Origin of the sequence: Actinoplanes sp. NPDC023714, assembly GCF_040639855.1 — a bacterium.
Classification (GTDB): Bacteria; Actinomycetota; Actinomycetes; order Mycobacteriales; family Micromonosporaceae; genus Actinoplanes.
Genome location: NZ_JBFAAR010000002.1, coordinates 1,482,103 through 1,497,101 on the forward strand (window position 1 = coordinate 1,482,103; position 14,999 = coordinate 1,497,101).

General features: G+C 72.5%; 13 protein-coding genes and 2 tRNA genes. 6 read left to right on the forward strand and 9 right to left on the reverse strand.

Annotated features, from left to right (window positions below):
• Positions 1-70: 70 nt before the first annotated feature.
• Positions 71-613, forward strand: a complete 543-nt coding sequence (locus tag AB0G10_RS15140; RefSeq protein WP_360920553.1) for an EXLDI protein — start codon at positions 71-73, stop codon at positions 611-613.
• Positions 614-618: 5 nt separating this feature from the next.
• Here the strand turns inward: AB0G10_RS15140 and AB0G10_RS15145 are convergent, their stop codons facing one another.
• The 4 genes from AB0G10_RS15145 to AB0G10_RS15160 all read right to left on the reverse strand — a co-directional run bounded on the left by AB0G10_RS15145 (position 619) and on the right by AB0G10_RS15160 (position 2,877).
• Positions 619-1,071, reverse strand: coding sequence for a hypothetical protein (locus tag AB0G10_RS15145; protein WP_360920556.1), 453 nt, complete (start codon positions 1,069-1,071; stop codon positions 619-621).
• Between the two features lie 24 nt (positions 1,072-1,095).
• Positions 1,096-1,169, reverse strand: a tRNA-Pro gene (locus AB0G10_RS15150).
• An 18-nt stretch (positions 1,170-1,187) separates the two neighbouring features.
• Positions 1,188-1,270 (reverse strand) — tRNA-Ser (locus AB0G10_RS15155).
• 239 nt (positions 1,271-1,509) lie between these two features.
• Positions 1,510-2,877, reverse strand: a complete 1,368-nt coding sequence (locus tag AB0G10_RS15160; RefSeq protein ID WP_360920558.1) for an alpha/beta hydrolase — start codon at positions 2,875-2,877, stop codon at positions 1,510-1,512.
• A 129-nt stretch (positions 2,878-3,006) separates the two neighbouring features.
• Between AB0G10_RS15160 and AB0G10_RS15165 the strand changes: the two genes are divergently transcribed.
• Both AB0G10_RS15165 and AB0G10_RS15170 read left to right on the forward strand, forming a co-directional pair.
• The gene (locus AB0G10_RS15165) at positions 3,007-5,130 is read left to right on the forward strand and encodes an alpha-galactosidase (protein ID WP_360920560.1); all 2,124 of its coding nucleotides are present in this window, start codon (positions 3,007-3,009) and stop codon (positions 5,128-5,130) included.
• Positions 5,127-5,516 carry a VOC family protein gene (locus AB0G10_RS15170; RefSeq protein ID WP_360920563.1) on the forward strand — a complete coding sequence of 130 codons (390 nt, stop codon included), beginning with the start codon at positions 5,127-5,129 and terminating at the stop codon, positions 5,514-5,516. Before AB0G10_RS15165 ends, AB0G10_RS15170 begins: the two co-directional genes overlap by 4 nt.
• A gap of 1 nt (position 5,517) precedes the next feature.
• On the opposite strand, the gene AB0G10_RS15175 is transcribed toward AB0G10_RS15170, so the two are convergent.
• Complete coding sequence (locus AB0G10_RS15175) at positions 5,518-6,321, reverse strand: TIGR02569 family protein (RefSeq protein WP_360920565.1); 804 nt, start codon at positions 6,319-6,321, stop codon at positions 5,518-5,520.
• 4 nt (positions 6,322-6,325) lie between these two features.
• Entirely contained in the window at positions 6,326-7,201 is an 876-nt protein-coding gene (locus AB0G10_RS15180; protein WP_360920568.1) for a helix-turn-helix transcriptional regulator, read from the reverse strand.
• 104 nt (positions 7,202-7,305) lie between these two features.
• Here AB0G10_RS15180 and AB0G10_RS15185 point away from each other — a divergent pair, with 104 nt between their 5' ends.
• Positions 7,306-7,983 (forward strand): ATP-binding protein, encoded by a 678-nt coding sequence (locus AB0G10_RS15185; protein WP_360920570.1) that lies wholly within the window; start codon positions 7,306-7,308, stop codon positions 7,981-7,983.
• Positions 7,984-8,085: 102 nt separating this feature from the next.
• Here AB0G10_RS15185 and AB0G10_RS15190 read toward each other — a convergent pair whose 3' ends face one another.
• Entirely contained in the window at positions 8,086-8,502 is a 417-nt protein-coding gene (locus tag AB0G10_RS15190) for a cupin domain-containing protein (RefSeq protein ID WP_360920573.1), read from the reverse strand.
• Between the two features lie 62 nt (positions 8,503-8,564).
• On the opposite strand from AB0G10_RS15190, the gene AB0G10_RS15195 reads away from it, so the two are divergent.
• Together AB0G10_RS15195 and AB0G10_RS15200 are read left to right on the forward strand one after the other, a co-directional pair.
• Positions 8,565-10,772 carry a bifunctional diguanylate cyclase/phosphodiesterase gene (locus AB0G10_RS15195; protein WP_360920575.1) on the forward strand — a complete coding sequence of 736 codons (2,208 nt, stop codon included), beginning with the start codon at positions 8,565-8,567 and terminating at the stop codon, positions 10,770-10,772.
• Between the two features lie 70 nt (positions 10,773-10,842).
• Positions 10,843-12,564: an ATP-binding protein gene (locus AB0G10_RS15200; RefSeq protein WP_360920578.1), complete on the forward strand. Its 1,722-nt coding sequence runs from the start codon at positions 10,843-10,845 to the stop codon at positions 12,562-12,564.
• Here AB0G10_RS15200 and AB0G10_RS15205 read toward each other — a convergent pair.
• Entirely contained in the window at positions 12,561-13,643 is a 1,083-nt protein-coding gene (locus AB0G10_RS15205; protein WP_360920581.1) for a hypothetical protein, read from the reverse strand. The two genes, AB0G10_RS15200 and AB0G10_RS15205, sit on opposite strands and share 4 nt — an antisense overlap.
• A 35-nt stretch (positions 13,644-13,678) precedes the next feature.
• Entirely contained in the window at positions 13,679-14,926 is a 1,248-nt protein-coding gene (locus AB0G10_RS15210; RefSeq protein WP_360920584.1) for a PIN-like domain-containing protein, read from the reverse strand.
• Between the last annotated feature and the right edge of the window lie 73 nt (positions 14,927-14,999).

Genomic DNA, 14,999 nt, shown 5'->3' on the forward strand with positions numbered 1-14,999 from the left:
GAATTCCGTGTACGTATGCATGTACGTACTCCTACACGTATGCGTATACTACTGTCCAGAGGTGAGACACATGCCGAACAAGACCATCTACATCGCCGACGACGACATGCCCCTGCTGCACCGCGCCCAGGAGCTCACGGGCGGCAACCTGTCCGGGGCCATCGTCACCGCTCTCCGGCGTCTGGTGCAGATCGAAGAGGCGAAAAAGGCCGGGTACGACGAGATCACCGTGAAGGTGGGCGTCGGCAGTTCCTCGGTCAAACGATTCCTCGGCGTGGCCCTGGGCGAGTGGACGTCCTCGGGCAACGAGGGCGAGGAGACGTACTCCCTGTTCCGGACGAGCCGCGGCCGCTACGCCGTCCACCACTCCCGCTCCGAGCTGAACACCCCGGTCGGCCCGACCGCCGAACGCAGCCGCAAATGGTCCACCGGCTGGCGCGGCTGGATCGGCGACTGGTCACCCGACCAGGCCTGGATGCGCACCCCGGCGCAGGCCAGCTTCGCCGTCGTCGACACCGTCGAGGAGCTGGAGCCGCTGCTGCCGGCGGAGCTGTACGTGTATGCGCTGCAATCCATCCACGACGAGCCCGAGGTGGAGGATCTCGACATCTGACGCCGTCAGTCGTAGAAGAACAGTTCGAGATCCTCCACCGAGCCGGGCCCGGCCAGGAGGCACTCCACCTCGGCGACGGCCCGTTCCGGCGGCAATCCCCCGGCAGCCACTTGCTTCCTCCACAGGTCGCCCTGCTGGCCGATCGCAAGAAGGGCGGACAGCAGTTCCGCCATGCCGGCCGAGCCGATGAACGGCGGTCCGGCCGGGTGCCCGGCCACAGTGTGGATCTCCCATCCGCCGGCCCGGGCCGCAGCCCGGACCACCGTGGCCCACTCGGCGATCCGCTTCACGCGCACGTCCATCGGGTCCCCGGTGAACGGTGGCATCCGTCCGCCGCTCAAGGCACCGGTGGCCGCCACGATGTCCGCGATCACCCGCCGCTCCGTGGCGTTCCGGACCCAGCGGCCCTCCTGCGCCTCGTCGATCGCGGCGGACCACCACCGCCAGAACGACTCCATGCCACCCATCCCTGTTGCTCTCTGTCGGGTCGGCCGGATTCGAACCGGCGGCCCCTCGCTCCCAAGGCGAGTGCGCTACCAAGCTGCGCCACGACCCGTTCTTACAAAGACCTTCGCGGAAGCGGGAGGATTCGAACCTCCGTCGGTTGCCCGATCCGCCTTAGCAGGGCGGTGCCATAGGCCACTCGGCCACGCTTCCCGGTCAGGGAATGGAAGAAGCCGCCTTCCCGGACGGGGAGGCGGCTTCGCGTCGACGCGCGTGAAGCTCAGACGCCGATGCGCCTCCCGGTGCGGGGCTCGGAACTCCCGGGAATGCGGGCAGCCGGCCCCGGCAGCGTGCGCTGCGGTCGGAAGGCGGCGGACCAGCGGTTCATCGGGAAGCTCCTCGATCGGTGTGGTGATGACGATAGGGCGGGACCGGTGAGCGGGACAACGTATTTAAGCGGCGGGACAGCTGGCGCCCCGCGCCGGCACCGTCAGGTCGATCAGGTAGCGGTCCACCACCGCGACCGTGCAGGCGTTGCGCCGGTAGGACCCGTGCCCCCAGCCCTCGTACGTCACGAGCCGCCCGCTGCGGCCCAGCTGCGCCGCGACGTTCCGGGCCCACTCGTACCCGGATCGCGGATCGTGCCGGGCGTTGATCAGCAGCAGGGGCGTACGGGTGTGCACGCGCAGCCGGTGCGGCGGGTTCGCTACCGGTTGCGGCCAGCCCAGGCAGGTCGCGATCGCCAGCGGGCCGGCGCCGTAGCGGATGTCCGGGCCGGCCTCGGCCGCGACGCGCAGCAGGCGGGTGTACTCGCGGTGGTCGCGGACGGTGACCGGGAAGTCGGCGCAGAACGCGCCGGGGGCCGGCTGCGGGATCTTCAGCGGCTGCGATTCGCCGGCCGCGAGGGCGCGGATGGCCGCCAGGAATCCGGGCCAGTCCGGGGTGGCGAGGTAGACCACCGGCAGTGAGGCGATCTCGAAGACGGTGTTCGGCGCGTATTCGCCGGCGTCGGCCCGCTCCACGATCCCCCGCCAGGTGGAGCGGATGTCCGGGTCGCATCCGGTGCGCTCGCACCAGGCCACGAACTCGTCGAACGATTCTTGAAGAGCACGGGCTTGGGTACGCACGAAGCCCGTCACGTCGAGGCTGTGGTCGAACAGACTTTCCAGCACGACGGCGCGGACCCGGTCCGGATAGCGCTCGGCGTACTGCTGGCCGAGCAGCGTGCCGTACGAGCTGCCGTGGAAGGTGAGCCTGCGTTCGCCGAGGGCGCGGCGCAGGGCTTCCAGGTCCCGTACCGTGCTGATCGTGTCGGCGTGGTCGAAGACCGCGCTGGTCTCGCGGCACTGCTGCCAGTAGGCCCGGTTGCGGGCGATCCGCTCGTCGAAGTCGGCCTGGTCGCGCAGCAGGATCGGCGGGCCGCCGGGCGACGGCGTGCAGGACGGGGCGGCGCTGCCACCGATCGTGCGCGGGTCGAAGCTGACGATGTCGAACCGGTCGAGCTGCTCGTCGCTGAACCGGTCGCCGAGCCGGATCCGGTTGACGCCGGAGTCGCCGGGCCCGCCCGGGCCGAAGACGAGGGTGCCGGTCCGCTGCTTGCGGGCCTCGCGCCGGGCCACGGCCAGCTCGAAGGTGGGCCCGTCCGGCCGGGACCAGTCGACCGGCACGGTCAGGCCGGCGCAGCGCACCTCGGGCTGCGACTCCATCCCGGCGCACGGCCCCCAGTCGAGGGCGGGCGCGGGTGGCTTCGCGTGGGCGACGCCGGGGACGAGCGCGAACGTCAGCGCTCCGAGCAGGGCGGTGATGCGGCGACCGGGCATGGACCGGCTCCTTCCTCAAAGGACACTGACGATCCTCCGGGGAGGACACCGCGCCGGCCCATCGGGAAAGGCCCCTAAGTCTCAGTAAGCTCGCTGGCGCAGCTCAACGCTCTCGTCAAGGGGTGGCCCGTGACCCAGTACGTGCATTGGCGTGCCGGTGGAGTCAGTCTCGTGCTGGACTGCACCGGCCCGCGCCTGCCCCGGATCCTGCACTGGGGCGCCGACCTCGGCGACGCCGACCCGGACGAGTTCGCGGCGCTGGCCTTCGCGTCGATCCCGCAGCCGGTCTCCAACACCATCGACCGCCCGGTTCCGATCAGCCTGCTGCCGGAGCACGCGGCCGGCTGGCTCGGCACCCCCGGGCTGACCGGGCACCGCGACGGCGGCGCGTTCTCCACCGAGTTCACCGTCGAGCGGACCACCGAGGAGCCCGGCCGGCTCGCCGTGTCCGCCCGCGACGACGCGGCCGGCCTGGGGTTGCTGCTGGAACTGGAGATGACCGAGGACGGGCTGCTGCGCCAGCGCGCCACCGTCACCAACCGGGACCCGGCCGCGGTGTTCCAGCTCGACGGGGTGCTGCCGGTCTTCCCGGTACCGTCCGAGGCCACCGAGATCCTCGACTTCACCGGCCGCCACCTGCGCGAACGCATCCCGCAACGGCAGCCGTTCACGGTCGGCACCCGGCTCCGGGAGAACCGGCGCGGCCGCACCGGCGCCGACGCGGCGACCATCCTGGCCGCGGGCGCGGCCGGCTTCGGCTTCGCCTCCGGGGAGGTGTGGGGCGTCCATGTGGCGTGGAGCGGCAATCACCGTACGCTTGCCGAACGCACCTCGACCGGGGCGTCCCTGCTCGGCGGGGGCGAGCTCCTCCTGGCCGGAGAAGTGCGGCTGGAACCCGGTGGGTCCTATCGCAGCCCGTGGCTCTACGCCTCGTACGGATGCGGTCTTGATCGAATGTCGTCCCGCTTCCACCGCTATCTCCGCGGCCGGCCGCACCACCCGCGGACCCCGCGCCCGGTCATCCTGAACACCTGGGAGGCCGTCTACTTCCAGCACGACCTGGCGAGACTCACCGAGCTCGCGGACGTCGCGGCGCAGGTCGGGGTGGAACGCTTCGTGCTCGACGACGGCTGGTTCCGGCACCGCCGCGACGACCGTGCCGGGCTCGGCGACTGGTACGTCGACGAGACCGTCTGGCCGAAAGGCCTGCACCCGCTCGTCGACCACGTCCGCGCGCTCGGCATGGAGTTCGGCCTCTGGGTCGAACCCGAGATGATCAATGTGGATTCGGATCTCGCCCGAGCCCACCCCGACTGGATCCTGCAGACCGGCGGGCGGCTCCCCCCGGAGGCCCGCCACCAGCAGGTCCTCGACCTCGGACAGCCCGGCGCCTACGCCTACCTGCTCGAACGGCTGGACGCGCTGCTGACCGAATACGACATCGCCTACCTCAAGTGGGACCACAACCGCGACCTCATCGACGCCGGGCACTCCCCCACCGGTGCGGCCGGCGTGCACGTCCAGACCGTCGAGGTCTACCGGCTCCTCGACGAGCTGCGCGAACGCCACCCGGCCGTCGAGATCGAATCCTGTTCCTCCGGCGGCTCCCGCGTCGACCTCGGCATCCTCGAGCACACCGACCGGATCTGGACGTCGGACTGCAACGACGCCCTGGAACGGCAGGCCATCCAGCGCTGGACCGGCCTGCTCGTGCCGCCCGAACTGATCGGCGCGCACGTCGGCCCGACCGTCTCGCACACCACCGGCCGGGTGCACACCCTCGACTTCCGGGCCGGCACCGCCCTGTTCGGCCACTTCGGCATCGAATGGGACATCACCCGCGCCGACCCCGCCGACAGGGAACGCCTCGCCGCCTGGATCGCCCTCTACAAGCGGATGCGCGGCCTGCTGCACACCGGCACGGTGGTTCGCGCCGACCACCCCGACCCGTCCCTGTGGGTGCACGGCGTGGTCGCCGCCGACCGGTCCGAAGCCGTCTACGCCCTGGTCGCGACCGCCACCTCGGTCTGGTCACCGCCGGGCCGGGTACGCCTGCCCGGCCTCGACCCGGACACCGTCTACGCCATCAGCCCGCTCCCGCCCGGCGACCGGCTGCGCGAACGCATGCGGCACCCGCTGCCCTGGTGGAAGTCGGAGCTGCGGCTGCGCGGCCGCACCCTCGCCGCCACCGGCATCCAGGCGCCGGTCCAGCACCCGGAGCGCCTCGTCCTGCTGCACGTGGCCGCCGCGTGAACGTCGACCTGGTCGCGCTCATCGTCGACGACTACGACACCGCCATCGCGTTCTTCACCGGGGTGCTCGGCTTCGACCTGGTCGAGGACTCGCCGTCGCTCACCAACGACGGGCGGCCCAAGCGCTGGGTGGTCGTCCGGCCGCCCGGCGGGCAGACCGGGCTGCTGCTGGCCCGCGCCGACGGTGAGCGCCAGCGCGCCGCCGTCGGCGACCAGGCGGCCGGCCGGGTCGGGTTCTTCCTGCACGCCGACGACTTCGACGCGACCCATCAGCGGATGGTCGCGGCCGGGGTGACGTTCGTGCGGGAGCCGCGGACCGAGAGCTACGGGCGGGTCGCCGTCTTCCTCGACATCGCCGGCAACCGGTGGGACCTGCTGGGCGACTAGGTCAGAGGCCGATCGCCGCGGCGGCACGAGCGTATCGCCGGGCCTCGTCCCGCACGTCGACTCCCCCGCCGCCGGACAGGACGCGCTCGTTCGTCGTCGCCATCCGGAACAGCAGGGCGCGGGCCACCGCCGCCACCGGCACTCCTGCCGCCTCCGCCAGCGACGACGGCGCGTCGTGCCAGCAGAGCGCATCGGCCACCACGACGCCGTCGGCGTAGGGGGGCGGCCGCCAGTACGGCGAGATGTCGATGATCGCCGGAGGCAGCCCCGGGGCGAACAGGACGTTGCCCGTCAGGTCGGCGTGCACGAGCTGCGAGGGCCCGAGCGGCAGCAGTGCGCCCTCCAGCCGCCGTGCCAGGGCGGCGAACTCCGGCACGAACCGGACGGTCCGCTCCGCCCAGGCCGCCCTGTCCGCTTCCGCCCACCAGTCCCGGCGCGTGTCGAGGAAGGCCGGCCGGCCGAGATGGGCCACCGCCCGGTGGAACGCCCGGCCCGCCGCGAGGATCTCCGGCCACGTCGGCGCCGCGGAGTAGTCCGGTGCGGCGCCCCGGACCCGTCGCGTGGCCGACCATCCCCGCACGCTCCACGCGCCGTCCCGGGCACGTACCGGCGCCGCGAGCCGGAAGCCCTCGCACGCGACGCCGGCGAACGCCTCGCCCAGCCATTCGTGCAGGCCGCCACCGTCCGGCTTGAGCACCACCTCGCCCGCGGCCCACGAGCTGCCCTGCCCGCCCGTCAGCCGCCGCGCGGGTCCGCCGGCGCCGAAGGCGCGCAGGACCGCCGGTGAAGGGTGATCACGGGACACTCTGTCAGCGCTCCGACGAGGCCAGGTCGGAACCGGTCGTGGCGGCCCACGAGGCGAGCAGCGTCAGCGCCTCGGCGGTCGGGGAGGCGGGCTCGGCGGCATAGATGGTCATGGCCAGTCCCGGTTCTGCGATCAGATCCATGCTTTCGTACGAGAGCTCGAGCTCGCCCACGACATGGTGGCGGAACCTCTTCACGCCCGTGCCGTGGATGCGCACGTTGTGCGAGCCCCACCGCCGCCGGAAGTCGTCGCTGCGCGTGGAGAGCTCGCCGACCAGGTCGTGCAGGGCCTTGTCGTGCGGGTCCACGCCGGCCGCGGTGCGCAGGTTCGCCACCAACATCTCGGCGGCGAGATTCCAGTCGGGGTAGAAGCGGCGGGCCGCGGCGTCCAGGAACGTGAACCGGCCGAAGTTGGGCCGGCCGGTCGGATCGGACGCGTACACGTCGCTGTACATGGCCCGGCCCAGCAGGTTCGCGGCGATCAGGTCCTGCCGGTGATTCCCCACGATCGCCGGGGCGGTGATCGTGTCGAGGGTCCACTGCAGGCTGGGCCGCACCGTGGCCTGTTTCGCCCGGCTGCGCCGGATCAGCGCGCCGCTGCCGTTCGCCTCCTGCGCGAGCCGGATCAGGTGGGCGCGCTCGGCGTCGTCGAGCCGCAGCGCCCGGGCGACCGCCTCGAGGACGCCGGCCGAGACCCCGGCGAGCGAGCCGCGCTCCAGCTTCGCGTAGTACTCGACGCTCATCCCGGCCAGCGCCGCCACCTCGCTGCGCCGCAGCCCCGGCACCCGGCGCTGACCGGCGACCGGAAGGCCGGCCTGCTCCGGCGTGATCTTCGCGCGTCGCGAGGTGAGGAAGTCGTGCACTTCGGCTCGGTTGTTCACCCCTCGACGGTACGGCGGCCGCCGCTCCCCAGCGATGCACTGCCGGTACATCCCACAGCGGGCGGCCATGGCGTCATCGGCCGGGCATCGGGTATGCATGACACGTGCTCACCTCTGGTCATCTCCGGACCGGCGAACCGCGCCGGCTGGCCGCGCAGGTCCGGCGTTCCGGGGAACTCGCCGCCGCCTCCACCGAACTGCGGGTGCGGGCGGCTGCCGCGGTGGCCGGGGCGACGGCGCTCGTCTCGATGTCGACCGCCCACCGCGACCGTCTCCGGCGGCTGCGCGGCGTCGTCGCGGAGGTCCGCCCGGCTCCCGCCGCCCGCCCGCCGCGGCTGGTCAGCCGGGTGTTCACGCTCGCCGGGATCGGCGCGGTGCGGCAGCTGATCCGCACCGCGGCGGCCGGCGCCGGGCTCAGCCGGCGGGCCGTGCCCGACTTCGTCCTGGCGGTGCAGGAACTGATGACCAACGCGGTCCGGCACGGCGGCGGCTGGGGTTGCGTACGCCTGCACCGGGACGGCCCGGTCCTGGTGTGCGTCGTCAGTGACCGCGGTCCCGGCATGACCGGCGACCTGACCCGCATGGGCCGGCTCCCGGACACGACGACGGCGGCCGGCGGGCGGGGCCTGTTCCTGGCCGGGCAGATGACCGACAGCCTGCACCTGAAGAGCAGCCCGCGCGGCGTCATCGTCACGGTGACCATGAACCTGCCGGACGGCGGCCCGCCCCGGCCACCGGCGGTCGGCGCCGCCGCCCCGGCCATCGCTTCCGGCACGTCGTAGTCACCGGCCGACGAGTCCGCGAGGTTCCATCGTTTCCGGCACGTCGTAGTCACCGGCCGACGAGTCCGCAAGGTTCCAGCATCCTAGGAACCTAGGCTGAAATCACGGCCCGGCGAGCCGGTTCGCGTTCTCGTAGAGGTCGTCGGGGACCGGCTCCAGCCAGGTCGTCGGGTCGCTGCCGTCGGGTTTGGCCTCGAGCATCGCGAGGTGGCTCATGAAGGTGCCCGCCGTGGCGCCGTGCCAGTGCTCCTCGTCCGGCGGGCAGATCACCGTCTCGCCCGCGTGGATGCGCAGCACCGTGCCGTCGCGGACGCCGACCAGACCGACGCCCTCGGTGACGTGCAGGGTCTGGCCGACGGCGTGCGCGTGCCAGTTCGTACGGGCGCCGGGGGTGAACCGCACCAGCGCGACGGTCATCCGCGACGGGCCGGTGCCGTTGACGATCGGGGTCATGTAGACGTCGCCGGTGAAGGCCTGCGCGGGGGTCTTCACGGTCGGTCGGACGGGCAGGAGTTCCATCTCTTCCATGTAACCGCCCCGGATGGCCTCAACACCGCGGATCGCCCGCCGATGTCCACGACGTGCGGCGGGCGAATCTGTGGGGCTGGTGGGTGGCGGCGGGTGCCGCGGCGACCGCCGGCTACCACCTGCTGCCCGCCGGCGGCGAGGGACGCGACCTCGCCTACAACGTCATCGGCCTGGTGTCGGTGCTGGCGATCCTGGCCGGGGTCCGGCTGCACCGGCCGGAGCGCCCGGCGATGTGGTACTGGTTCGCCGCCGGTCAGGCTGCCTCGGTCGCCGGCGACCTGGTCTGGAACTACTACGTCTACGTGCTGCACGAGGAGCCGTACCCGTCCGTCGCCGACGTGTTCTACCTGGCCGCCTATCCCCTGCTGGTGGCCGGTCTGTGGCTGCTGGTGCGCGGGCGCGGCGGCGGGCTCACCGAGGCGGGGATCGTCGGCGTCGGCCTCGGGCTGGTGTTCTGGGTCTTCGTGCTGCACCCGATCGCCGCGGACACTGCGGTCACCGGTCTGGAACAGGCCGTCAGCACCGCGTATCCGGCCGCCGACGCGCTGCTGCTCGGCTTCTTGGCCCGGCTCTTCCTCGCCCGGGCCGGCACCGCGAGCACCCGCCTGCTCGCGGTCGCGGCCGTCCTGCTGCTGATCGCCGACGTCGGTTACTCCGTGGTCAGCCTCTACTCCGGGAGCGATGACGATCAGTTCGCCGCCGGCTGGCTTCTTTCGTACGTCGTCTGGGCCGCGGCCGCCCTGCACCCGTCGATGCGGGTCCCCCCGGAGCCGGAGTCCGCGGCCTCCCGCGGTGGGCGCGTGCAGGCCGCCGTCCTGGGCGCCAGCGCGCTGCTGGGCCCGGTCCTGCTGTTCGTGCCCGGCGTCGGCGGCAACGCGGTCGACCGGGCCGCCATCGGCGCCGGCTCGGTCATCCTGTTCCTGCTCGTCCTCGCGCGGGTGTACGGCCTGGCGCGGCGGGTGCGCGGGCAGGCGGCCGAACTCGAGCGCATCGCCATGCACGACGACCTGACCGGGCTGCCGAACCGCCGGCAGTTCGAGCAGGCGCTGGTCGCCGCCGCGGCGCACGGGCCGCCCTGGGTCGCCTTCGTCGGCCTGAACGGCCTCAAGAACATCAACGAGGAGCTCGGCCGCCCCGTCGGCGACCGGGTCCTCACCGTGCTGGCCGGCCGGATCGCGCTGGCCGGGGGCGTCGCGGCCCGCATCGGCGGCGACGAGTTCGCGGTGCTGCTGAGCAGCTCCGCGGACGCCGGCCCGGCCGCCGAGCGGCTCGCCGCGACGCTGGCCGAACCGGTCGCGGCGGGCGGCCACGAACTGCTCGTCGGCGCCGGCGTCGGCCTGGCCGAGGCCGCCGACCCGGTCGAGGTGCTGCGCCGGGCCGAGGCCGCCATGCACGCCGCCAAGGAGACCGGCGAGCCGTACCGGACGTGGACCGCCGAGCTGGACGAGCGGGCGGGCGAGCACGCCCGGGTCGGCGCCGAGCTGCGCGCCGCCCTCGACGCCGGCCAGTTCCAGGTCGTCTACCAGCCGATCGTCGCGGTGCCGGAGGGCCGGATCGCCGCCGTCGAGGCCCTGGTCCGCTGGCACCACCCGCAGCGCGGCCTGGTCAGCCCGGCCCAGTTCATCCCGGTCGCCGAGCACACCGGCCTCATCGTCGAGCTCGGCGCGTGGATCCTGCGCACCGCCTGCGAGCGGATGGCCCGGTGGCGGGCCGAGCTCGGTGCGGGCGCGCCGGACCGGGTCAGCGTCAACGTCTCCGCCCGTCAACTCGCCCGGCCGGGCTTCTCCCGTACCGTTGCTGATGCTCTGGCCCTTGCGGGACTGCCTCCGGAATGCCTCACCGTGGAGGTGACCGAGACGGCGGTGTTCGGTGGCGGGCAGGCCGTCACGACGCTGCACGAGCTGCGCGCGGCCGGCGTCCGGATCGCCCTCGACGACTTCGGGACCGGCCATTCGTCGCTCGGGCTGCTGCACACCGTGCCGGTCGACGTGCTCAAGGTCGACAAGTCGTTCGTCGACGACGTCACCGAGGCGGGCCGGCACACCGTCATCGCCCGCGCGCTGATCCAGGTCGCCGACGGGCTCGGCCTGACCGCGGTCGCCGAAGGGGTGGAGACCGCGGAACAGGCCGAGGCGCTGTATGCGCTGGGCTACCGGCTGCTGCAGGGCTACTACTTCGGCAAGCCCGCCGCCGAGCTGCCGGCCACGATCAGCCGACGGCCTCGACCCGAAAAGGCCACTGACCTGCCCGTCCGGGCGTAACGTCCGACAGGTGGGGCGGCAGCGCACTGCGAATCGTCAGAGCCGGGGATTCGGAGTCGCTCGGCGATCGGTGCTGCTCCTGGTCCTCGTCGCGGTGCTCGGGCTGGCCGGCACGGCCGCGGCCTCGCTCGGCCTGTGGCGCGGGGAGGAGCGGCTCGCCGCGCGCGCCGCCGACCAGCAGGCGGCCCGGGTCGCCGAGGCGGTCACCGACGGCGTACGCCGCTACAGCGACTACCTGACCGGCCTCGCCGCCTCGGTCGGCGCCCAGCAGACGCTCGAGGCCGAGGAGTTCGCGGCCATCGCGGCGCCGATCGACCGCACTAACCTGCCCGGGGTGACCGGGCTCGCCTACGTCGTGCCGTCGACGCCGGCGCAGATCGGCGAGGTGCAGGCGTACTGGCGGGCGCACGGCGCCGACGGCCTGGTCCTGCGCCCCGGCGAGGCCGGCGCGCGGAACGGGCAGCACCTGTTCATCGTGCTCGGCCACTCCGCCGACACGGTGCCCACGCCGGTCGGCGGCGACCTCACCGCCACCCCGGCCGCGGTCGCCGCGATGCGGGCCGCCCGGCAGAGCCGGGAACTGGTCATGAGCGCCACCCACCACCTGATCAAGGATCGGGCGCTGCCCGCGGAGAAACAGCAGGCCTCGTTCGTGATGGCGGCCGCCATCCACGCCACGGCCCCGGCCCGGGACGCCGGCTGGTTCCGGGGCTGGCTGCTGCTCGGCCTCCGTGCCGGGGACTTCCTGCGCGCGACGGTGGAGGCCGTCGCCACGCAGGCTTCCGCCGTACGGATGATGGATCCCGGCACGGACGGTGACGTGCCCCTGGTGCTCTGGAAGGCAGGCCGCGAAAGCGGCCCCGGCAGACTCGACCGGCAGGTGAGCGTCGATGTGCTGGGCCGCACGTGGGACCTGACCATCCAGCCGGCGGCGCGGCTCGTGGATCGGCGGGGGCCGGCGCCGTACGTGATCGCGCTCTACGTCGGCGGGGTGATCAGTCTTCTGCTGCTGGCGCTCACCGCGACCGTGACGACGTCGCGGGATCGCGCGGTGCGGCGGGTGCGGGAGGCCACCACGGCGCTGCGCACCGACATCGCCCGGCGTGAGGCCGTCGAGCAGCAGCTCCGGCACCGCGAGACCGAGCTGCGCGGGTTCGCCGGGATTGTCGCACACGACCTGCGGGCGCCGCTCGCGAGGATCACCGGCTATGCCGAGCTGCTCGCCGCCGACGCCGCCGACCGCCTCGCACCGGACGAGCGCGACATGCTGGGCCGGCTGCACGACGGCGCCAACCGGATGACCATGCTCATCGACGATCTGCTGGACTACGCGACCGCCGACAACACCGCCCTGCGGATGGCGCCGGTCGATCTCGGGCCATTGCTCGCGGAGATCATCCGCGATCACGCCGGCGCGGTCTTCACGGTGGGGTCGCTGCCGGTCGTGGAGGGCGATGTGGTGCTGTTGCGGCAGGTCTTCGCCAACCTCGTCGGGAACGCCGTGAAATATTGCGCTCCGGGGCGCCGGCCACGCATCGACATCTCGGCGCGCCGCGCGGGTGACCGGTGGCGGATCGAGGTGGCCGACAACGGCATCGGCGTCCCGCCCGACCAGGTGGAGGCCGTGTTCACCGCGTTCACCCGGGTCGAGGAGCACCGGCACTATCCGGGCACCGGCCTGGGTCTCGCGATCGTCCACCGGATCGTGCAGCGGCACGGCGGCGAGATCGGCGTCGAGCCGAACCCGGACGGCGGCAGCCGCTTCTGGCTCACCCTCGGCGCCGCCGCCTAGTCCTCGCTCCCCAGCACCGGCCGGAACCACCAGCTCCACGCCGCCACCGCGACGCCGAGCGCGCCGACCCAGGCGAAGTTCCAGGCCTCGAGGCGCAGCAGCGGCGCGGCCGGCACCGCCAGCGCCGCCGCGACCAGCACGTTCGCCGGCGTGAACAGCCACGTCCAGATCCGCTGCATGTTCCGCATCACCACCCACGCCGACGAACTGGGCGGACGCCGCGGCAGCCATCGTCCCGCGCGGCCGCTCCTCGTTCCCTCCGCCCAGAACCGCGGCGGCATGAGCAGGCTGTCGTAGGAATACATGGTCACCAGATAGAGGGCCAGAGCCGAGAGCAGAAGAACACAACTGATCTGTACGCCGGACTGCCCGTCGTAGGAGAACCCACCGAGCTCGGCCCGCGCCGCTGCCAACCCGTCCCACCGGTCGGCCGTCAGCAGCGCGCCCAGCAGTGCCGTGAGGACCAGGGTGAGGACGCCGCTCAGCAGCTTCGCCGACTCCATCTTGCCCTTCACCTTGTCGGTGACCGCGGCGAGCGCGGCGCTGTCGTCGGGCGTGAGGGTCCACAGAAGGTCCCCGCGCCACCCGCCCTTCCGGCGCTTCCGCTTCCTCAGACGCAGGCAGGCCACTTCGGAGTGGGTCAGCGGGATCGCGGAGCGCCCGGTGAGCCGCGCGCTCAGCCGGCTCAGCTGAGGCTGATGACCGACCAGCAGGAGGGTGTCCGTCTTCGCCAGCTCCCCGTCGATCCTCTCGTATGCGTCACCCTCCGGCAGGGGATCCAACTCCGGCCAGACACCGTGATCGCCTCGCGGCAGGGCCGGTTGCCGCGGCCTCTCATCGGCGACGATCACCTCGTTGCGCAGGCGCCGCAGCAGCACGGCCGCGGTCGCCCGGGCCTCGGGAGTGCCGGCATACCCGACGGCCGGCTTCCGGCTGCCGAGCTCCTCGGCGAGTGCCCGCCCCACGGCGTCGCTCGGAAATCGCCAGCGGTCGTCGTCGCCCCGGACCGCCACGAGCCGGCCGTCGAGGTGCCGGGCGTGCCGGCAGAGCAGGACATATCGATAGTTCCGGTCGGCCATCGCGGTCCCTCCCGGAACCAGGATGCACCCTCCGGTCAGCCGGGTGCAGCAGCCCGTGGCGGCTGCAGACGCACCACGTGAATCTCGATCCTCGGTCTCACCGCATTCCCCGCGTCAAAGACGTCCTTGAACCTCAGGCGGGCCTCACCATCACCGGAGAACTCCAGGATGCTCTGTAGCTGACCCGTTGCCATGGTCTCCACGGGAAGCAGGGGTGGATCCCCACTCGATTCACATGCGGACACCACGACCGCCAAGGCGTCCTCGAAAGTACGCCGCTCAGCGCCGGAGAGGCGCGCGAAAGCGGATCGCGCCTGGTCCGACCACACGACTCGCACCTTCCACAGCGAGTCGAACTCCTGCGCCTCGGCCACGGTTCCGCCACTGATCCGATGCCCGAGATAGTCGGGCGCCATGGCGAGGAAGCCGGCGACGGTCACCTTGTAGAAGTACGAGCCGGTCTCCTTCGCGAACTCCAGCACCAGTTCGGGGCGCGGACCGACGATCTCCCCGTGGGACTTCGCCACCCAATCGTCCTTCTCATCGTTCGAGATGAGGAGCACGGGGCGGTCGTGCTTCCCGGCCTCCACGATGAGCTGGCGCCAGAGCAGGTAGTCCCCCGCCCTTCGCTCGTCCTCGTCACCCTTCTTCGCGTCCGCGTAACCGGGCGGGATCTTCGCGGCGATCCGTCGCTCCGCCTCGGCCAGGGCGGCTTGATGGTCGGGCTTCGGCAGGGCCGGACCCACCCGGCCGTCGAAGAGACCGTCGAACGCCTTGACCACCACGTCGACGCCGGCACGGACATCGGCGAGGTCGATGTCGTATCCGCTCTCGTCGCCGAGTGATGCGCGCGCCCGTTCCGCGAGATCCTCGATCTCGGCACACAGGGCGGCACGCTTGGCGTCGTCGACCTGGTATCTGCGGGAGAAGCTCCTCACCTTGCCGCCGGCCTGAGTCAGCAGACTGCCGATGTCCGCGATGTCGTCCGCGGTCCCGGAGATTCGTTCCCGCACGACATCCAGGCGGTTGCGGTAGAACTCCCTGGCCGCCTGGTGCGTGACGAAAAGGCGATCTCTCATGTCCGACAGCAGACCGAGGAGATCACCGCGCCCTCGCGGGGTGAACCGGTAGAGATCGAGCAACGCGTTGGCGTCGAGGGTGACGAGGCCGCGCTGGAAAGCCGCCCGGCGCTGCTCCTCGCTGAGCTGGTAGTAGCCGGGAAACAGCGATCGCGGGCTCGCGCCGCCGGCGATCTCGATCGCGTCGTCATCGACCTCGGCCACAGCGCTCCCGCCCCGTCGGTCTGAATCGTCGGGTCGCCATGCTACCGGCGGCGTTCTCCACCGTGGACCGTCG